This window comes from Pseudomonas sp. NPDC089569, from assembly GCF_050280625.1.
Classification (GTDB): domain Bacteria; phylum Pseudomonadota; class Gammaproteobacteria; order Pseudomonadales; family Pseudomonadaceae; genus Aquipseudomonas.
In genome coordinates, this window is the sequence record NZ_JBNNVQ010000022.1 from 20,910 (window position 1) to 40,491 (window position 19,582).

19 protein-coding genes are annotated in these 19,582 nt (G+C 59.7%); 13 read left to right on the forward strand and 6 right to left on the reverse strand.

Annotated features, from left to right (window positions below; translation table 11 throughout):
* Positions 1-129: 129 nt before the first annotated feature.
* Entirely contained in the window at positions 130-678 is a 549-nt protein-coding gene (locus ACQKP2_RS12250; RefSeq protein WP_427576685.1) for an RNA polymerase factor sigma-70, read from the forward strand.
* Between the two features lie 67 nt (positions 679-745).
* On the opposite strand, the gene ACQKP2_RS12255 is transcribed toward ACQKP2_RS12250, so the two are convergent.
* Positions 746-1,552 (reverse strand): substrate-binding periplasmic protein, encoded by an 807-nt coding sequence (locus ACQKP2_RS12255; RefSeq protein ID WP_427576687.1) that lies wholly within the window; start codon positions 1,550-1,552, stop codon positions 746-748.
* 95 nt (positions 1,553-1,647) lie between these two features.
* Entirely contained in the window at positions 1,648-2,271 is a 624-nt protein-coding gene (locus ACQKP2_RS12260) for a TetR/AcrR family transcriptional regulator (protein ID WP_427576689.1), read from the reverse strand.
* Positions 2,272-2,434: 163 nt separating this feature from the next.
* Between ACQKP2_RS12260 and ACQKP2_RS12265 the strand changes: the two genes are divergently transcribed.
* The 8 genes from ACQKP2_RS12265 (at position 2,435) to ACQKP2_RS12300 (ending at position 11,769) form a co-directional block, all read left to right on the forward strand.
* A complete protein-coding gene (locus ACQKP2_RS12265) occupies positions 2,435-4,237 on the forward strand; it encodes an acyclic terpene utilization AtuA family protein (protein ID WP_427576690.1) in 1,803 nt (600 codons plus the stop codon).
* A 12-nt stretch (positions 4,238-4,249) separates the two neighbouring features.
* Positions 4,250-5,134 carry an SDR family oxidoreductase gene (locus tag ACQKP2_RS12270; RefSeq protein ID WP_427576692.1) on the forward strand — a complete coding sequence of 295 codons (885 nt, stop codon included), beginning with the start codon at positions 4,250-4,252 and terminating at the stop codon, positions 5,132-5,134.
* 3 nt (positions 5,135-5,137) lie between these two features.
* The gene (gene atuC / locus ACQKP2_RS12275; protein ID WP_427576694.1) at positions 5,138-6,754 is read left to right on the forward strand and encodes a geranyl-CoA carboxylase subunit beta; all 1,617 of its coding nucleotides are present in this window, start codon (positions 5,138-5,140) and stop codon (positions 6,752-6,754) included.
* A 24-nt stretch (positions 6,755-6,778) separates the two neighbouring features.
* Complete coding sequence (gene atuD, locus ACQKP2_RS12280; protein ID WP_427576696.1) at positions 6,779-7,936, forward strand: citronellyl-CoA dehydrogenase; 1,158 nt, start codon at positions 6,779-6,781, stop codon at positions 7,934-7,936.
* A complete protein-coding gene (locus tag ACQKP2_RS12285; protein WP_427576697.1) occupies positions 7,933-8,730 on the forward strand; it encodes an enoyl-CoA hydratase/isomerase family protein in 798 nt (265 codons plus the stop codon). The genes atuD and ACQKP2_RS12285 overlap by 4 nt, the downstream gene beginning before the upstream one ends.
* 108 nt (positions 8,731-8,838) lie before the next feature.
* Positions 8,839-10,800, forward strand: coding sequence for an acetyl-CoA carboxylase biotin carboxylase subunit (locus tag ACQKP2_RS12290; RefSeq protein WP_427576699.1), 1,962 nt, complete (start codon positions 8,839-8,841; stop codon positions 10,798-10,800).
* A gap of 71 nt (positions 10,801-10,871) precedes the next feature.
* Entirely contained in the window at positions 10,872-11,423 is a 552-nt protein-coding gene (locus ACQKP2_RS12295) for an exonuclease domain-containing protein (RefSeq protein ID WP_427576701.1), read from the forward strand.
* A gap of 61 nt (positions 11,424-11,484) precedes the next feature.
* Positions 11,485-11,769, forward strand: a complete 285-nt coding sequence (locus tag ACQKP2_RS12300; protein WP_421141395.1) for a pyrimidine/purine nucleoside phosphorylase — start codon at positions 11,485-11,487, stop codon at positions 11,767-11,769.
* 85 nt (positions 11,770-11,854) lie between these two features.
* Here the strand turns inward: ACQKP2_RS12300 and ACQKP2_RS12305 are convergent, their stop codons facing one another.
* Both ACQKP2_RS12305 and ACQKP2_RS12310 read right to left on the reverse strand, forming a co-directional pair.
* Complete coding sequence (locus tag ACQKP2_RS12305) at positions 11,855-12,661, reverse strand: MOSC domain-containing protein (RefSeq protein ID WP_427576702.1); 807 nt, start codon at positions 12,659-12,661, stop codon at positions 11,855-11,857.
* A gap of 172 nt (positions 12,662-12,833) precedes the next feature.
* Positions 12,834-13,769, reverse strand: coding sequence for a chemotaxis protein CheV (locus ACQKP2_RS12310; RefSeq protein WP_427576704.1), 936 nt, complete (start codon positions 13,767-13,769; stop codon positions 12,834-12,836).
* 463 nt (positions 13,770-14,232) lie between these two features.
* Between ACQKP2_RS12310 and ACQKP2_RS12315 the strand changes: the two genes are divergently transcribed.
* The 3 genes from ACQKP2_RS12315 to ACQKP2_RS12325 all read left to right on the forward strand — a co-directional run bounded on the left by ACQKP2_RS12315 (position 14,233) and on the right by ACQKP2_RS12325 (position 16,754).
* Positions 14,233-14,703: a hypothetical protein gene (locus ACQKP2_RS12315; protein WP_427576705.1), complete on the forward strand. Its 471-nt coding sequence runs from the start codon at positions 14,233-14,235 to the stop codon at positions 14,701-14,703.
* A 504-nt stretch (positions 14,704-15,207) separates the two neighbouring features.
* A complete protein-coding gene (locus ACQKP2_RS12320; RefSeq protein WP_427576758.1) occupies positions 15,208-16,101 on the forward strand; it encodes a sensor histidine kinase in 894 nt (297 codons plus the stop codon).
* A complete protein-coding gene (locus ACQKP2_RS12325; protein ID WP_427576706.1) occupies positions 16,098-16,754 on the forward strand; it encodes a response regulator in 657 nt (218 codons plus the stop codon). The genes ACQKP2_RS12320 and ACQKP2_RS12325 overlap by 4 nt, the downstream gene beginning before the upstream one ends.
* Here ACQKP2_RS12325 and yegS read toward each other — a convergent pair.
* Complete coding sequence (yegS, locus tag ACQKP2_RS12330; RefSeq protein ID WP_427576707.1) at positions 16,683-17,654, reverse strand: lipid kinase YegS; 972 nt, start codon at positions 17,652-17,654, stop codon at positions 16,683-16,685. The genes ACQKP2_RS12325 and yegS overlap by 72 nt on opposite strands.
* Before the next feature lie 219 nt (positions 17,655-17,873).
* Between yegS and ACQKP2_RS12335 the strand changes: the two genes are divergently transcribed.
* Complete coding sequence (locus tag ACQKP2_RS12335; RefSeq protein ID WP_427576709.1) at positions 17,874-18,185, forward strand: hypothetical protein; 312 nt, start codon at positions 17,874-17,876, stop codon at positions 18,183-18,185.
* 204 nt (positions 18,186-18,389) lie between these two features.
* Here the strand turns inward: ACQKP2_RS12335 and ACQKP2_RS12340 are convergent, their stop codons facing one another.
* Positions 18,390-19,577 (reverse strand): molybdopterin molybdotransferase MoeA, encoded by a 1,188-nt coding sequence (locus ACQKP2_RS12340; protein ID WP_427576760.1) that lies wholly within the window; start codon positions 19,575-19,577, stop codon positions 18,390-18,392.
* Positions 19,578-19,582 lie beyond the last annotated feature (5 nt).

The window sequence follows — 19,582 nt, forward strand, 5'->3', positions numbered from 1 at the left end:
ATCGAGGAGCACTACTTTCGCCCCTCAATTGACAATAATTATCATTACGAATAACTTGTCGCTCGATGTGTCGGACGCTCCGCGGATTCGCCAGCGTCCCACGAACCATTTGGCAGCAGGGTGTTTTCCATGACGGAACCAGTGTTCACAAGCAGGTGCGATTCACCTTTACTCCAGACCTTCGTCGACAATCGACCGATGCTGGTCAAGATCGCCGCCCGCATCACCGGGTGTCGTTCCCGTGCTGAAGATGTGGTGCAGGACGCTTACTTTCGACTGCAATCGGCTCCTGCGATCACGTCCTCGCTCAAGGCCCAACTGAGCTATCTGTTCCAGATCGTGCGCAACCTGGCAATCGATCACTACCGCAAGCAGGCAGTGGAACAGAAATATGCCGGCCCTGAAGAAGAAGGCCTGAGCGTGGTGATTTCGGGCGCGTCACCAGAAACCTCGCACATCAATTTTTCGACCCTGGAAAACATCGCCGATGCACTCGGCGATTTGCCAAGCCGTACCCGCTACGCGTTCGAGATGTACCGACTGCATGGCGTGCCGCAAAAGGACATCGCCAGGGAGCTGGGCGTCTCGCCAACCCTGGTGAATTTCATGATTCGCGATGCACTGGTGCACTGCCGCAGGGTGTCGGGCAGTCGGGCGAATGCCGCTGCCGGTCGTTGAAATCAGAAATCTCTTTGCCTGCTCGCGATGACTGACTCAAGATCAAGACGAGAGCCGTGTCGCGCACTCAGCTGCCCGGGACCGGTACGATCGCGATCTTGTACGGGTCGAAGATTTTCAGCATCTGGCCGTTATCCCTCAGCCCCTGCAACAACTTGCCGAACGCCTCGCCGGTGATGGGTGCGGCCGGACGCAGGATGGCGTAATGGTGATACACCTGATCGATACGATCGGAGACCAGCAACTGGTCGGCGACCTTCTCATTGCGCAGCAAGTAGTCGCTCAGGTAGGAGCGCGTGACCAGGGCGATATCGGCACGCCCGCGCAAAACCATCAGCAGGTTGCTGTCATGGGAATAGGTCAGCGTGGCGTTGTAGTTTTGCGCGAGGTACTTGGGCTCGGCATTGAAGTTGGCGAACTCGTAGTGATAACCACTGAACAGCGCCAGACGCTTGCCCGCGAGGTCGACAAAATAATCCTGCTGGCGAGTCGGCCGGCCTTCGGGCTGGCGTTGGGCGACGAAAATCTCGGCATCTTCAAGGCCCATGTCGACATCGGTGTGCGGGATCTCCTTCCAGCCCCAGTTCGGGTTTTCGAAGATCGCCATGTCGATCCGGCCCTGCTTGAAGTCACCGAAACGCCGGGGAATCGAGGTAGGCACCAGAACAAACTGATAGTCGCTTTGCAGGGCATTGAGTGCATCGGCCAACTGCGGCAGCAGGCCCGTGTCGGCGCCGTTTTCCGGGCGCACTGTATAAGGAGGAAAATGCGCGGCACCGATGCGTACCAGTTGCGCAGCCTGGGAGGGCATCGCACACGACACCGCAAGCGCTGCGAGCAATAGACGCGAAGCCGTCCGAATTGGCGAAGACATCAAGACAACCCACTCCCCAAAAATACAGCGTCAATGCATTCAAGCTAGGCGGTTTCGTCCAGTTAGCCAGTTTCCCGCCAACCTGCACAAGCCCGTTATTGTTCGTCCAGCACCAGAATCAGCGCCTCATCGGCCAATTGATCCAGACTCATGCTGCCATCCGGGCGAAACCAGGTCGTGGTCCAGGACAACGCCCCGGTGAGAAATCGCCGGGCGATAAATACATCGCCACGTATGAAGCCGGCGCTCTTGGCTTCACCCAGCACCTGCAGCCAGATGTCTTCATAGATATCTCGCAGTGCCAAAACTTTTGCCTGGCCATCCTCGGAGAGCGAGCGCCATTCGTAGACCAGTACCGCCATCGCCTCGCCGCTGCCGCCCATGATCGATTGCAATTCACAGCGAATCAGCGCCAGCACCCGCTCGCGCACGTTGCTGGCCTCGGCGATGGCGGCACGCATCAGCGCGGTGTTGTAACGGATGGTCTCCTCCATCACCGCCCGCAGGATCTCGTCCTTGCTTTTGAAGTGATGAAAAATGCTCCCCGACTGGATGCCCACGGCGCCGGCCAGATCGCGCACGGTGGTGCGTTCGTAGCCTTTGTTGCGGAAAAGGTGAGCCGCCACTTGCAGCAACTTGCCACGGGCGCTGTCCGGATCGGTCAACTGGCCGTCGTCGACCAATTGGCGCATGACCTTCAGGGCTTTTTGCTCGTCCACCCGTTCTCTCCTACAGTCGTTATCACCGCCAAAACAGCGGGGTTGCGCGGGCAATTTAAGCAGTTGCCGACAACCAAGCAAGCGCTCGGGCAGAAGATATTCCGGCCATTTACAAACCAAGCGCTTGCTTGGTAGTCTCGAAGCACATCCGTTGGAGGTGGTTATGGATTTGACTGCGCCCAAAACGATTCGCATCGGTTGCGCCAGCGCGTTCTGGGGAGATACCTCGACCGCCGCCGCGCAATTGGTGGAAGGAGGACGCCTGGACTACCTGGTGTTCGATTATCTGGCCGAAATCACCCTGTCGATCATGGCCGGCGCGCGGATGAAAGATCCCCAGGCCGGCTACGCCAGCGATTTCATCGAAGTCCTGGGCCCATTACTCGAAAAGCTTGCGGCGCAAAGGATCCGGGTCATCAGCAATGCCGGCGGGGTCAATCCCCAGGCCTGCGCCGCCGCCCTGCAAGCGGCCTGCGACAAGGCAGGCGTCCCACTGAAGATTGCGGTCCTGCTGGGTGACGACCTGCAACCGCAATTCAGGCAGCTGAGCACTCTGGGCATCCAGGAAATGTTCAGTGGAGCCCCTCTCCCGGCGATGTGCGTCTCGACCAACGCCTACCTCGGCGCACCAGGAATCGTCGAGGCCCTGAGCCTGGGCGCGGACATCGTGATCACCGGGCGCGTGGTCGACAGCGCGGTGGTCAGTGCCGCGCTGGTGCATGAATTCGGCTGGTACTGGCATGACTACGACAAACTCGCCCAGGCCGCGCTGGCCGGACACATCATTGAATGCGGTGCTCAATGCACCGGCGGCAACTTCACCGATTGGCGCGAGGTGCCCGACTACGAGCACATCGGTTTTCCAATCGTCGAAGTCAGCGCCGACAGCCAGTTCATCGTCAGCAAACCCGACGGCTCCGGCGGCCTGGTCACGCCGTTGACAGTGGGCGAACAACTACTCTACGAAATCGGCGATCCGCGGGCCTATTTGCTGCCCGACGTGGTCTGCGATTTCACCCAGGTCAAACTCCAACAACACGGCAGCAATGCAGTGCGGGTACACGGCGCGAAAGGATTGCCGCCGACCGCTCAGTACAAGGTCAGCGCCACTTACCCGGACGGGTTCCGCTGCACCGCCAGTTGCCTGATTGCCGGGATCGATGCGGTGGCCAAGGCCCGGCGCGTCAGCGCGGCGATCATCGACAAGACCTCGGAAATGTTCGCCCTGCGCGGGTGGGGTCCTTACAGTGACGTCAACATCGAACTGCTTGGCAGCGAAGCCACCTACGGCCCCCACGGCCAGCGCCAGGACAGCCGCGAAGTGGTGATCAAACTGGCCGTGCGGCATCCGGACAAACGCGCGCTGATCCTGTTTTCCCGGGAAATCGCCCAGGCCGCCACCGGCATGGCACCGGGGCTGACCGGCATCGTCGGAGGCCGGCCGACGGTGTATCCGCTGATCCGGCTGTTCTCGTTTCTGATCGACAAAACCGCCTGTTCGCTGGACATTGATTTCATGGGCGTACGCCATCCCTGCTCCCTTCCCGCCCTGGATGCGCTCGACTCTCGCGACCTGCCGGTGCCGTGCGAACCACCCAGACCCGACGGCCCGGCCGACGCCAGTGTCGCGCTGGTCAAGCTTGCGGTGGCTCGCTCGGGCGATAAAGGCAACCACAGCAACATCGGTGTCATGGCTCGCGATCCCGAATTCCTGCCATGGATTGCCGAGGCGCTGACCCCGGAAGTCATCGTCGACTGGATGAGCCATGTCCTTGACCCGATCCACGGACGCGTCGAACGCTGGTACTTGCCCGCCACCCATAGCCTGAACTTTCTGCTGGAAAACGCCCTCGGCGGCGGCGGAGTCGCCAGCCTGCGCATCGACCCGCAAGGCAAGGCCTTCGCCCAGCAACTGCTGGAAATCCAGATCCCGGTGCCGCAGCGCATCGCCGACCGGGTCAACTAGAGGACTGCCGCCATGGCCTACGATTCGATTTTCAAAACCGATCTGTTTGCCGGTCAAAACATAATTGTCACCGGCGGCGGCAGTGGCATCGGCCGCTGCACCGCCCACGAACTGGCGGCACTCGGAGCCCATGTGCTGCTGGTGGGACGCAAGGCCGACAAACTGAAAAATGTCGCCGCCGAGATTGCCGAGGATGGCGGCAAGGCCGACTGGGTCGTCTGTGATATCCGTGACGAAGACGCCGTGAAGGCACGGGTCGGAGAACTGATCGACAAGCACGGCCCGATCCATGGCCTGGTCAACAATGCCGGCGGACAGTACCCATCGCCGCTGGCCGCGATCAACCAGAAGGGTTTCGAAACCGTCATGCGCACCAATCTGGTGGGCGGTTTCCTGATGGCCCGGGAAGTCTTCAACCAGTCCATGAGCAAGCACGGTGGCGCCATCGTCAACATGCTGGCCGACATGTGGGGTGGCATGCCCGGCATGGGGCATTCGGGCGCTGCGCGTTCGGGCATGGACAACCTGACCAAGACCGCCGCCTTCGAATGGGGATACGCCGGGGTGCGGGTCAATGCCGTGGCGCCGGGCTGGATCGCGTCCAGCGGCATGGACACCTACGAAGGTGCCTTCAAGGCAGTGATTCCGACCTTGCGCGAACATGTGCCGCTCAAGCGCATCGGCACCGAGTCGGAAGTCAGCGCGGCCATCGTTTTCCTGCTCAGCCCGGCTGCCGCGTTCATCAGCGGCAGCACACTGCGCATCGACGGCGCAGCCAGCCTTGGCGGGCGCGCCTGGCCGATTCACAAGGCGACGAACAGTGAGTCGTACAACGGCTTCCATCGCGCCTACCTGCCCGACGTACTGCAACCGGATGCCACCCGGGACAAGGAATAACACATGCCGGTCATTGACTCGCAACTCGACCCCCTGGACGAACAGTTCACCCGCAATCGCGCGGCGATGCTCAACGCAATCGAGCAATTCCGCGAGCTTGAGCAGAACCTGCTGAACAAGGCCGCGCATGCCAGCGACAAGTTCGAACAGCGTGGCCAACTGCTGCCCCGTGAACGCCTCAATCTGCTGCTGGACCCCGGAGCGCCCTTCCTTGAACTGGCCAGCCTGGCCGGCTACAAACTGCACGATGACAAGGATGGCAGCTCGGCCGGCGGTGGCCTGATCGCCGGGATCGGCTATGTATCCGGCGTACGCGTGCTGGTGGTGGCGAACAACAGTGCGATCAAGGGCGGGACCATTTCACCCAGCGGCCTGAAGAAATCCCTGCGCCTGCAACAGATCGCCATGGAAAACAAACTGCCGGTCATCACCCTCGCCGAGAGTGGGGGGGCCAACCTCAACTATGCCGCGGACATTTTCGTCGAAGGCGCGCGCAGCTTTGCCAACCAGGCGCGCATGTCGGCCATGGGGCTGCCGCAAATCACCGTGGTGCACGGTTCGGCCACGGCAGGCGGCGCGTATCAGCCGGGTTTGTCGGACTATGTGGTGGTGGTGCGTGGCAAGGCCAAGTTGTTTCTTGCAGGTCCCCCTTTGCTCAAGGCGGCAACCGGTGAGGTCGCGACCGACGAAGAACTGGGCGGGGCCGAGATGCATGCACAGCTCGCCGGCACCGCCGAATACCTGGCCGAGAACGATGCCGACGGCGTGCGCCAGGTGCGCGAAATTGTCAGCCTGCTGCCGTGGAACGAACAGCTGCCGCGGCTCCCCGAACCGCAATGGCAGGAACCGCTCTACCCCATCGACGAACTGTTGGGCCTGATTCCGGATGACACGAAAAAGCCCTACGACGCACGGGAAATCATCGCCCGCATCGCCGACGGTTCGAACTTCCTCGAGTTCAAGGCCGAATTCGATCAGCAGACTGTCTGCGGCCAACTGAAAATCCAGGGGCGTGCTTGCGGCTTCATCGGCAACAACGGCCCGATCACCCCCAAGGGCGCCAGCAAGGCTGCGCAATTCATTCAGCTGTGCGACCAGAGTCGCACACCGCTGCTGTTTTTCCACAACACCACCGGGTTCATGGTCGGTACCGAATCGGAACAGCAAGGCGTGATCAAGCACGGCGCCAAGATGATCCAGGCAGTGGCCAACGCCCGGGTGGCGAAACTGACCATCGTCGTCGGCGGCTCCTACGGAGCGGGCAACTATGCGATGTGTGGCCGCGGCCTCGATCCAAGGTTCATCTTCGCCTGGCCCAACAGCCGAACCGCCGTGATGGGCGGCGCCCAGGCCGGCAAGGTGCTGCGCATCGTCACCGAGGCCAAGCAGATCAAGGACGGCCTGGTGCCCGACCCGAAAATGCTCGACATGCTGGAGCAGGTCACCGCGCAGAAACTCGACAGCCAATCCACGGCGCTCTACGGCAGCGCCAATCTGTGGGACGACGGGCTGATCGATCCGCGTGATACCCGCACCCTGCTCGGCTACTTGCTGGATATCTGCCATGAGGCCGAGGTGCGGCCGCTGCAAGCCAACAGTTTTGGTGTCGCCAGGTTTTGAACCGGCCATAGGAGAACAACAGGAATGATCTTCACCCAGGAACATGAAGCACTGCGCCGCACCGTCCGCCAATTCGTCGATCACGAGATCAATCCGTACGTCGAGGAATGGGAAAAGGCCGGTCGATTTCCGATCCACGACATCTTCCGCAAGGCCGGCGACCTGGGACTGCTGGGCATCTCCAAACCGGAAAAATTCGGTGGCATGGGGCTCGACTACAGCTATTCGATCGTGGCCGCGGAGGAATTCGGCACCATCCATTGCGGCGGCATTCCCATGTCCATCGGCGTGCAGACCGACATGTGCACCCCGGCCCTGGCGCGGTTTGGTTCCGATGAGTTGCGCGACGAGTTTTTGCGTCCGGCCATCAGCGGCGAACAGGTCGGTTGCATCGGCGTATCCGAAGTCGGTGCCGGCTCCGATGTGGCCGGTTTGAAAACCACCGCGCGCAAGGATGGCGACGACTATGTGATCAATGGCAGCAAGATGTGGATCACCAACTCACCGAGCGCCGATTTCATTTGCCTGCTGGCCAACACGTCTGACGATAAACCGCACATCAACAAGTCGCTGATCATGGTGCCGATGAACAGTCCCGGCATCAGCCTCAGTTCACACCTGGACAAACTCGGCATGCGCAGTTCGGAAACCGCGCAGGTGTTTTTCGATAATGTGCGCGTTCCGCAGCGCAACCGCATCGGCCATGAAGGCGCCGGGTTCATGATGCAGATGCTGCAGTTCCAGGAGGAGCGCCTGTTCGGTGCGGCGAACATGATCAAGGGGCTGGAATACTGCGTCGACAGCACCATCGAGTACTGCAAGGAGCGCAAGACCTTTGGCGGCGCACTGATCGACAACCAGGTCATTCACTTCCGTCTGGCCGAATTGCAGACCGAAATCGAATGCCTGCGGGCGCTGGTCTACCAAGCCACCGAGCAGTACGTCAAAGGCCAGGACGTTACCCGCCTGGCGTCCATGGCCAAGCTCAAGGCTGGCCGACTGGGCCGCGAAGTCAGCGACAGTTGCCTGCAATACTGGGGTGGCATGGGCTTTATGTGGGACAACCCGGTGGCCCGTGCCTACCGTGATGTCCGGTTGGTTTCGATTGGCGGCGGTGCCGACGAGATCATGCTGGGGATCATCTGCAAACTCATGGGCATTCTGCCGGGGAAAAAGAAATGAGCGGCCTGCCGGTTTGTCAGACGCTGCTGTTGCAATCGCACAATGGCGTGCTGCACATCACCCTCAACCGCCCGCAAAGCCGCAATGCCATGAGCCTGCAGATGGTCAGCGAATTGCGTGCCGTACTGGCAGCGGTTCGCGATGACCGCGCCATTCGCGTTCTGGTCATTGACGGCGCCGACGGGCATTTCTGTTCTGGCGGCGACATCAAGGACATGGCCAGCGCACGCACCCAGGGTGCGACGGCCTACCGCGAATTGAACCGGGCTTTCGGCGCCTTGCTGGAAGAAACCCAGCACGCGCCGCAGGTGGTGATCTGCGTGCTGCAAGGCGCGGTGCTGGGTGGCGGGTTTGGCCTGGCGTGTGTCAGCGATATCGCCATCGCCGCGCATCAGGCGCAATTCGGCCTGCCGGAAACCAGCCTCGGTCTGCTACCGGCGCAGATCATACCGTTCGTGGTCCAGCGCATCGGCCTGACGCAGGCACGGCGCCTGGCCCTGACGGCGGCACGCTTCGATGGCACCCAGGCGCGGCGAATGGGGCTGGTGCATTTTGTCGAGCATGACGCGCAAGCACTGGCCGGGCGCCTGGATGAAGTGTTGGCCCATGTGCTGTGTTGCGCGCCGGGGGCGAATGCGGCAACCAAAAAGCTGTTGCTGGCAAGCGCTGTGCAGCCATCGGATGAGCTGCTCGATCAGGCGGCCCAATGGTTCAACGACGCGGTGACCGGGGCGGAGGGCATCGAAGGAACCATGGCGTTCGTGCAAAAACGCAAACCGGGGTGGGCGCCTTGAAAGCATCGCGAGCAGGCTCGCTCCCACAGTTGAAATGCTTTTCATTGTGGGAGCGAGCCTGCTCGCGATTTGGCCCTCACTGTCACCGCACAATCAGAGAGAAACCCCATGCCCGGATTCACCAAAATCCTCATCGCCAACCGCGGTGAAATCGCCTGCCGCATCCAGCGTACCGCCCAGGCCCTGGGCTACCGCACCGTCGCCGTGTTCAGCGATGCCGACGCCGATGCACTGCATGTGCAAATGGCCGATGAAGCCGTGAATATTGGTCCGGCGCCGGTGCAAGAGTCTTACCTGAACATACCGGCGATCATCGATGCAGCACAACGAACCGCAGCTGATGCGGTGCATCCGGGGTACGGTTTTCTCTCGGAAAACGCTGAATTTGCCCTCGCCTGCCGGCACGCCGGCATCACCTTCATCGGCCCCAGCCCCGAAGCCATCGAACTGATGGGCAGCAAGCGCCTGTCGAAAATGGCCATGATCGACGCCGGTGTGCCGTGCATCCAGGGATACCAGGGTGCCGAACAGGATGATGCGACCCTGACTCGCGAAGCCGAACGCATCGGTTATCCATTGATGATCAAGGCCAGTGCCGGCGGCGGCGGACGCGGCATGCGCCTGGTGCACGATGCCCGCGACTTGCTTGAGCAGATCCGCACCGCACGCTCCGAAGCCCTGCACGGTTTCGGCAGCGATGAATTGATCCTCGAACAAGCGTTGATCGAGCCAAGGCATGTCGAAATTCAATTGTTCGGCGACCGGCATGGCAACCTGATCTACCTGGGCGAACGCGATTGTTCGATTCAGCGCCGCCATCAGAAAGTCATCGAGGAAGCCCCCTGCCCGGTGATGACGCCCACATTGCGCCAAGCCATGGGTGAGGCGGCGCTCAAGGCAGGACGCGCGGTGAACTACGTGGGTGCCGGCACCGTGGAGTTCCTGCTCGATGCGCACGGACAATTTTACTTCCTGGAGATGAACACCCGCCTGCAGGTGGAGCATCCGGTGACCGAACTGATCACCGGCCAGGATCTGGTGGCCTGGCAATTGAACATTGCCGAGGGACAACCACTGCCGCTGCGACAGGAACACGTGCGGCTCGACGGGCATGCCATGGAAGTGCGCCTGTATGCCGAAGACCCCAGCCGGGATTTTCTACCGCAGACCGGGCGCATCTCAGCCTGGGAGCCGGCGCTGCAAAACGGTGTGCGCATTGATCATGGCCTGATCGAAGGTGGACACATCAGTCCTTTTTACGACCCGATGCTGGGCAAGATCATCGCCCACGGCGCTACTCGCGAAGAGGCCAGGCGCAAGTTGCTGCGGGCCGTGCAGGACACCGCGTTGCTGGGGATACAGAGCAACCAGCGCTTGCTCGCCAGCCTGTTGCAACACCCGCAATTCGTCAGCGGTGATTGCAGTACCGGGTTCATCGCGCAGCATTTCGCCGAGCATCCCTGCCTGCGTCCTCATCAGCCCGACGTCAGGCAGTTGGCAATCGCCGCCGCCCTGCTGTATCAGGCTTCGGCACAGACGCACGACGGCCCGCAGGCTGGCTGGCGCAATACCGCCAGCGTGCCACTGCGTTATCGCCTGGGCCTGGAGGACCAGGAATGGACGGTGGCGCTGCACAGGGTGTCGGGCGCGGTGTACCGGATTGACGTCGCCGGCTGCGGCCTGCAATTGAAGGTCATTGAATGCGATGGACGCCGGGCCACCCTTGAGATCGATGGCATCAGGCAGCGCCAGGCCTATCGCGTGCAAGGCGGGCAAGTCTGTCTATTCACCCGGCCGGGCAGTCTGCTGCTGACAGACCGCACCCATGTGCTGGCGGGCAGTCAGGCCGTCACTCGCTCAGGCACCCTCAAGGCGCCCATGGATGGTGCCATTGTCGACGTGCTGGTCCAGGAGGGCAGCCAGGTTTGCAAGGGCCAATTGCTGGTGGTGCTGGAGGCCATGAAAATGGAGCATCCGATCAAGTCGGACATCGACGGCGTCCTCAAGCGCCTGCAGGTACAGGTGGGCGACCAGGTGAAGAACCGTCAGATTTTGCTGGAGGTCGAATAAGCCGCTAGGCGGATCTGTCGGGTTTGGCTACGCTCAACCCCTATCAGGACGCGGATACCAGGAACCCTGCGATGCCCCAATGGCTGGTCATTGATCTGGAAGCCACCACCGATGAGGGTGGTTGGCCAGTAACGGAAATGGAAATCATCGAAATCGGCGCCACATTGGTGGACCGCAAAGGGCGCGAAGTGGATCACTTCCAATGCTTTGTACAGCCCTTGCGACGGCCACTGCTGACACCGTTCTGCCGGCAATTGACGCATATCACCCAGGCCGACGTCGACGGCGCACGGACCCTGAGCGAAATCTGGCCGTCATTCGAACAATGGCTTGGCCCTCATCATGGGCAACTTGAAGGCTGGATCAGTTGGGGCGATTACGATCGCCGGCAGCTCCTTCAGGAATGGCAGCGCCTGCAACTCGACAGCGTGCTGAGCCGCACGCCGCACATCAACCTCAAACAACGTTTTGCCAAGGCCCGGCGTCTGGAGCGACCGCTGGGGCTCAACGGCGCGCTGCAACTGGCCGGCCTGCAATTTACCGGGCAGCAGCACCGCGCGCTGGAAGATGCGCGCAATACGGCGCGCCTGTTGCCGCATATCCTGCCTCCTCAGGAGAGGTGACGCCACCGGCCCCCTTGTGCATACTGGCCGGCCCTTTTTAGCCCTTTTCGAGGAATCGCCCATGTTTAAAGTCAACGAGTACTTCGACGGCACCGTCAAGTCGATCGCCTTTGGCACTGCTGAAGGTCCTGCGACCATCGGCGTCATGGCTGCGGGCGAATATGAATTCGGCACCAGCCAGCGTGAAATCATGCACGTGGTATCCGGCGCACTGACCGTCAAACTGCCGGACAGCAACGACTGGGAAACCTTTGCCGCCGGTAGCCATTTCAATGTGCCGGCCAATAGCAAGTTCCAGCTGAAAGTGGCTGTCGACACCGCTTACCTGTGTGAATACCGCGGCTAAACGCCCGGTTTTCAAGCCATAAAAAAATGCCCGTGTCCAAGGACACGGGCATTTTTTTATGGCTGCGAACGTCTTTGAACGTCGCTCATTCCAGGATGGTTACCGGCATGCCGACTTCGAGCCTGCCGTTACCGTCGTTGACCAGATTCTGGCCAAACATCGCACCCTCGGCCTCGGCACGGTAACCCTGCAAGGTGGCCAGCGGCTCACGGTCGTCACTGCGCAGGCCGGTTTGCGGGTCGATGGTGGTCAGGATGCAGCGTGAGCACGACTTGACCACCCGAAACTCGACTTCGCCGATGCGAATGCGTTTCCAGCCATCCTCGGCATATCCGTCGCTGCCCTCGATCACCAGGTTGGGTCGAAAGCGCAGCATTTCCAGCGGACGGCCCACCCGTTGCGCCAGATCCTCCAGTGATGCCTGGCCAATCAACAGCAGCGGGAATCCGTCGGCGAAACCCACCTGATCGTCATCCTTGCCGTAGCCAGCCTCGGTCGTGCGTGCGCGATCCAGTGGTACGTGCACCAGACGCGTCGGCTTGCCGATGAACTCACTGACCCAGGCACCCGCCTCATCGCCGGCATCGGGTACGCGCAGGGAGTCGCGCCAAATGGTCACGCCACGCAGTTCGGCCTCGCTGCCAGGTACAGCGATGTCGATCGGCGAGAAACCGGGTGCATCGAGGGTCAAGCCACCCTTGGTATTCCACAAGGCCGACAGCTGGCTCATGTGAGCCACTGCACGCTGGGTCAGGAAGCGCCCGCTGGCCTCGTCCACCAGCATCCAGCGCCGGTCTCCGTCCAACCCCAGCTTGTCGAGGTCGACCTGTTGCAATGTCTCGCCCTTGCCGGACTTCAACGGATAACGATAAAGCGCACTCAGACGCAGCATGGCCAGCTCCCTGATGGTTCAAAAACGCAACCCTATACGAGCTGACCGCCGAATCAAAGGACAAAAACCTTTGTAGGAGCGAGCATGCTCGCGAAGAACATCTGGGCAACACGGGCTTTCAGATTGCCCGCGTCATCGTTGACGACCATCGCGAGCGTGCTCGCTCCTACGCCTACACAGGTACGGCGTCGAGCATCAGGCGCTGGCGCACCACGTCGACCAGTTTGTCCGGCTGGAATTTGGAGAGGAAGTTGTCACAACCGACTTTCTTGACCATCGAGTCGTTGAAGCTGCCGGACAAGGAGGTATGCAACACCACGTAAAGGCCGCGCAGACGTGGATCGTTGCGGATCTCGGTGGTCAGGCGATAACCATCCATTTCCGGCATTTCCGCGTCAGTGAACACCATCAGCAGCTTTTCGGTCATGTTCACGCCGGTGTCGGCCCAGGCCTTGAGCATGTTCAGTGCCTTCAAGCCATCGCTGGCGATGTGCATCTTCACCCCCAGTTGCCCCAGCGTGTCTCGCAATTGCGCCAGCGCCACATTGGAGTCGTCCACCAGCAACACTTCACGACCACGGGCACGCTCCAGCAGCGGGTCGTCGAGTTTCTCGCGAGACACCTTGGCACTGTAAGGAACGATTTCCGCCAGGACTTTTTCCACGTCGATGATTTCCACCAACTGATCGTCGACCTTGCTGATGGCAGTCAGATAGTGTTGACGACCCGCGCTGGATGGCGGCGGCAGGATCGCTTCCCAGTTCATGTTGACGATACGATCTACACCACCCACCAGAAACGCCTGAACAGAACGGTTGTACTCGGTGACAATGATCGTGCTGTTCTCGCCCGGCACCAGCGGGCGCATGCCGATCGCCTGGGACAGATCGATCACCGGCAGGGTCTGGCCACGCAGATTGACGACACCGCAGACGAACGGATGGCGTTGGGGCATCAGGGTCAGTTTTGGCAGTTGCAGGACTTCCTGCACTTTAAACACGTTTATCGCGAACAATTGCCGGCCGGCCAGCCTGAACATGAGAATTTCAAGGCGATTCTCACCCACCAGTTGCGTACGTTGGTCTACCGTATCGAGAATGCCAGCCATCAATGACTCCTGGGCTTGTACTGATAAATTCACTAATAAAGGGTTATCGGCAGTTTTTGTCAGACCTTGACCCTTTGCAAAAGGCCGCGATCAAGCATTGATGTCACATTAACATCATGCTTTACTGGCGTAGATGGTTTCCTCTGCTACAGTCTTTGCCACGCGACCATGGTTTACGCGACAGGTTCCATTGCATAAGGGATTCCCCTATCAACAATCAGGTACAACCTGATATTCGCAATATCCAATAGCCATTAATGTGACGCCATTCTCATTGCATGAATGGAGTCAGGCTTTTGCGTGTGATCGCGGATCAGTGGCCATCCACCCTCTCAAGCAGTACTCCAGCCCGGGTTAATGGCCGGAATGCGATCTCACGTCGAAACGATTACGTCGGGACGCCCATCGTCCTCGTCGACACGCACGACATCCCCTCATTAGTTATGACGTTGTGGAGATAAGCATGCCGAACAATCGTGGTGAATGGGCAAAGCGCGTCCCTGAGTTTCTGGTCGAAGCCGAGACCCTTTTGGCCAAAACCGAAGAATGCCTGAGCCATCTGCAATTGATCAGCAATGACAAGGACGCCATCGACTGCATGCTCGCCACGCTGCTGAAACTGGCGAACAAGGCAGACGCCCTCGCGCTGGCAGCCGTTTCCGAGTTTTCACTGCATATCCATGGCCTGCTCAATCACGCACACAATCACATGGAGCTTCACGACGAAGCCCTGAGTGCGTTGAAAGACTGCCTGACACTGATCGCCTGGCAACTGGAGCTGATCGATCAGAAAACCGGCCAGCTGAGCCTCGATGAAAGCGAGCAAACGACCCTGATCGAAGCCTTCGCGCTGCAGGTCGGCCAAAGTCGGTTTCAGCCACCGGTCAATTCCAAACCGTTCACGCTCGTGCCCTACCTGGAACGCCAGGCCTGAACGCCTCGAACTGTGTCGGACTTCGCATTTTATTGGCACAGGGCGGAGTAACTCGAATGCACTCATGTCGCAATTGAGTTTTACATACCTATTAACGACATCCGCAAACAAACTGCCATTTCTTCATGCAATAGATCGCCTGAGCTGAGCAGGGTTTTTCCTGGCAGCAAAGACAAAAAACCCTGGATACTTGATCTCATTGCAATGCCAATCGCCGCTTTACTCGTTATATCGACATGCGGTCCAAAACGGGATGTATCCTGACTTTCCGGACATATATCGCAGACGCGACCAACGGTAACTTCGGTGGTATTATGCCGCCCGTTAGTTGGCGTCAATAAATGGCAACATGATTGCCACTTTGGAAGCCGATCAAGTTTCAGTCTTAATTTCTTATACAGAAATCATGCACCGTTGAAGCCGATGTACAAGATTCTAAAACAGAGGCCTGTCAGCCCTAACGACCGGCCTGCCCGAAGCGAACATCCATTGGCTCCAACTGCTATGTACACCAGCCTCAAGTCATTCGCCGCGTGGCCACCTTCCAGAGAAAACGCACGTCGCTTCACACTTTTCCTGTGTGTCGGCTCGGCACTCGGCAGCCTGCTCACCTATTGCCTTTCCATACAACTGCCGTTGGGTCTGCTGCTGCTCAACCTGGCGTCATTGGGGTGTGTCTGGGCTCAACATCGCTTGTCGCGCAAGTCGATCAAGTTTCAACCGCAAGAACTGGCCGACCGCTTGCTTCAAGTCCAGGAAAATGAACGCCACCGGCTCAGTCGGGAACTGCATGACGACATCGGCCAGCTGCTCACTGCCGCCAAGCTTCAAGGTGATTGGCTCAGACGCCGCATGCCGGAGGAGCTCCAGGGACAATGTTCAGTGCTTTGCGACACACTGGATGAAACCCTCGCCAAAGTCCGGGACGTATCGGCCATCCTCAACCCTCGCCAGTTGACCAGCCTTGGATTGGAAGCCAGTCTGCGAGCGCATCTGCTCAAGACATTGACCAATACCCCGGTGCACTGGAGCCTGGAATGCCATCAACGCCTGACCGGAATACCGGAAGAAATGGCGGTGGCAGCCTTTCGAATCACCCAGGAGGCGGTCACCAACATGTTGCGCCATGCCCAGGCAAAAAACCTCGTGGTTTGCATCCAGCGTTTGCCACAGGGCCTGAAACTGTCGATCATCGACGACGGCCAGGGCTTCGCGCCAGCGACGGACCCCGGTCGTGAAGGGCAGCGCGGGATGGCGGGGATGTCGGAACGGATCAATCAACTGAGCGGCACATTGACCGTTACCAGCGAACCGGGCAAAGGCACTCAAATCGAAGCACTCTTCCCCTGGGCGCCTCGCGCGCTCGAGCGGGCCAGTACGAATAAGGTTCTGCATTGACTTGTAACTTACTTCTTGTGGATGACCACTCGCTGATCAGGGCTGGCGTGCGTGCCCTGGTGCTCGACCTTCCTGGCTACGCGGTCATCGGTGAGGCCAATGACGGCTCGCAGTTGCTCGCGATGGTCGAACACCTGGCCCCGGATATCGTGCTGCTGGATATTTCCATGAAGCAGACCGGCGGCCTGGAAGCCTTGCAGCAACTCAAGCGGGTACGCCCGCAGAGCAAGGTACTGATCCTGTCGATGCACACTGACCCGGCCCTGATCATGCAGGCACTGGAATCCGGCGCTCACGGCTATCTGCTCAAGGACACCACCGCAACCGAGCTTGAACATGCGCTGGAAGCCTTGCGCAACAACGAGCGCTACCTCAGCCCGGCCATCGCCCATACCGTCATCACCCAGGCGTTGACCCGAAACCAGAAAAACCCCGAGGCCACGGACTCGCACAACCTCACATCCCGCCAGTTGGAAATCCTGCGATTGATTGTTCGCGGCAAATCCACACGGGAAATAGCCAATGGCCTGGGCTTGAGCGTCAAGACCGTGGAAACCCATCGCTCGCAGATCATGAAGCGCCTACAGATCTACGATGTAGCGGGCCTGGTACTGTTCGCCGTGCGCGAGCAAATCATCAGCCTGGACGACTGACCGATCGCTCGCCCCCAACAGTGGCGAGCCTTCAGGCAGATGAACCCGTATTGCCGCGGGCCGTGCCGTAAAACGCAGACTGTCTCCCTCCAGCGGCTCGCCATCGAGATTGATGCACAGACCTTCCGATGCCTTGATTTCGATCCATGGCAGGCGAGCCCGCACGAACAGGTTGTCGATGTCGAAACCATCGACCAACAGGGTTTTCAGGGTTTCGACCACGTCCTGCGGCGCAGGCAAGATGCTGATATCGAGCAGACCGTCGTCGACCAGTGCCTGCGGGCACAGCACATGACCGCCCCCCGCCTGCCGGCCATTTCCAATGCCCAGGGCCAACAGCTCCCCACGCCAATGAAAACCCGGCCCCTGCAACTCGCCATACGCCGCGTGCAACTCACTGAAACGTGACAGCCCCGTGAACAGATAGGCCGCACCGCCCAGAACCTTTTTCAGTTCCTCGCTGGTGTTGGCCGTGACCTGGCTGCCAAAACCACCCGTAGCCATGTTCAGGAACACCTGTCCATCGACCTCTCCAAGATCCATGGCGTGCGCTCTCAGGTCCAGCAACTCCAGAGCCGGCCCCGGTTCCAGAGGCACCCCGGCGGCACGCGCGAAATCATTGGCGGTACCCAGCGGCATCAGTACCAGACTGGCCTGTACCGGATGCGCCGCCATCGCATGGGCAATGTCACGCAAAGTACCGTCACCGCCACCGGCGACGATTGTTCTGTAGCCGGCCGCCAGCGCTTCGTTCACCAGCCGCTGAGCATCGCCGGCTTCCCAGGTCAGTCGAACGGCCAGCTCCCATCCTTGCTCACGTTTGCGTTCCACCGCCGCTCGAACCATTTCGTTGAGCGCCTGCTTGCCATGCAGAATCAACAGCGCCTTGCGTTCGCTCATTGTGATCACTCCCGGTGCTGGATGACGTATGGAAGATGTTGACCGCGACGCGTCCCCGAAAAGTCGCAAAATTTTGAATAATTTCAGGCAGGCAGTCCCAAGGGGCGAGATTTTTCTTACAAAACGTGAGGAATCGGCTTAATTGACCGCAAAAGGCGATTGGTACACTTTGGTGACCAGTTTTTTCAGTCATCAGCAGGACGCCCACAAGGATGTGCCATGCAACGCCATGACCCCGGGCTTCCGGTGATCCAGGTCTTACCGATCACAGGGAAACGCGCCGATCATCAAGCGGAATTCAAATACTGCGTAAAACAAAAAGGAAAAGCCGATATGGAACCTCGTGTGATTGAGCTGGAGGCACATCTCAAGTACCTGCGCAAAGACATGGAAGAGGTACGCAATGACGTCAAATCCATCAAACACAGGCTCGCCTATTCCGCCGGCGGCACGGCGGTAGTGCTGGGCCTGCTCGGGTGGATCGCCAACAGCCGATTCGATCAGCTTGTGACGTTGCTTCTGGCTCATTGATCGCCATGAACGCAAAACCCGGCGATAAGCCTAATGCTGTTCACTTACTGTAGGAGCGAGCAGGCTCGCGATGATCCTGAGAGCGACGCGGGGTGTCAGGTTTCCAACGTTATCGTTGACGACCATCGCGAGCATGCTCGCTCCTACAGTAAACAGCATTACGGCGATAAGCCGGGTTTTGCGTTTAGGGGGCTGAAAAAAGGATCAGCTCAACACTTCACTCAATGGAATGAAATACACCGGGTCTCCCGCGACTAGCGTTCGATCCTCAAGTACCTCGACCAGTCCATCGGCCCAGACGGCACTGCGCAGTACACCGGAGCTCTGATTCTTGTAGATGATTGCCCGGCCATTCTCCAGGCGACCGCGCAGGTATTCGCGTCGATTGCCTGCGATAGCCCAGTCAAACCCTGCCGGCACCTGTATTTTCAGTGGATCGACCTGAGTGACACCCTGGCGACGCAACAGGTAGGGCCTGGCCAGCAAGGCAAAGGTCACCAGGGTCGATGCCGGGTTACCCGGCAATCCAATGACCGGTACACCGCGAAAATGTCCGAATGTCAGCGGTTTTCCCGGCTTGATGGCGAGCTTCCACAAACTCAATTCGCCCTCTTCCCGCAACGCGACGCCAAGGAAGTCGGCCTCACCTACCGATACCCCTCCGGTGGAAAGGATCAAATCGACATCCTTCAATTCACCAAGGCGTTCGCGAGTGGTCGCCAGATCATCCGGCAGTATGCCAGCGTCGACCACTTCACAACCCATTCGCTGCAACCAACTGCAGAGCAAAACGCGATTGCTGTTGTAAATCTGCCCCGGCTCGAGTGCCTGTCCCGGCTCGACCAACTCATCCCCGGTCGACAGTACCGCAACGCGTACCTTGCGAATGACCTCCAGCTCGGCGCAACCCAGCGAAGCGGCCAGGCCCTGCTCGATAGGCCCCAAACGCGTACCCGCCGGCAAAATCAATTCACCGACCGTGGTTTCCTGGCCTTGTGGACGAATGTTTTGTCCCATGACCAGGGCTTGCTTGAAACCCACCCGCCCATCCACCTGAACGTCGGCATTTTCCTGCATTTCGACGCAATCGGCTCCTGCAGGAACAGGCGCGCCGGTGAAGATTCGGGCACAGGTGCCAGGCTTCAAGGCCTCGGGCGCCTGACCGGCAAAAATTTTCTGGCTGACAACCAGCGGCTCCCCAGTCCAGTCAGCCATGCGCAAGGCATAACCATCCATGGCACTGTTAGGCCATGGCGGCAAATCAAGCGTCGACACCAGATCATCGGCCAGCACACGACCCTGGGTTTGTGCCAGCGGCAAACGCTCACGCTCGACTATCCTTGAGGCATCTGCCATTTCCAGCAAACGCGCCAATGCCGTTTCCACGGGCATCAGAC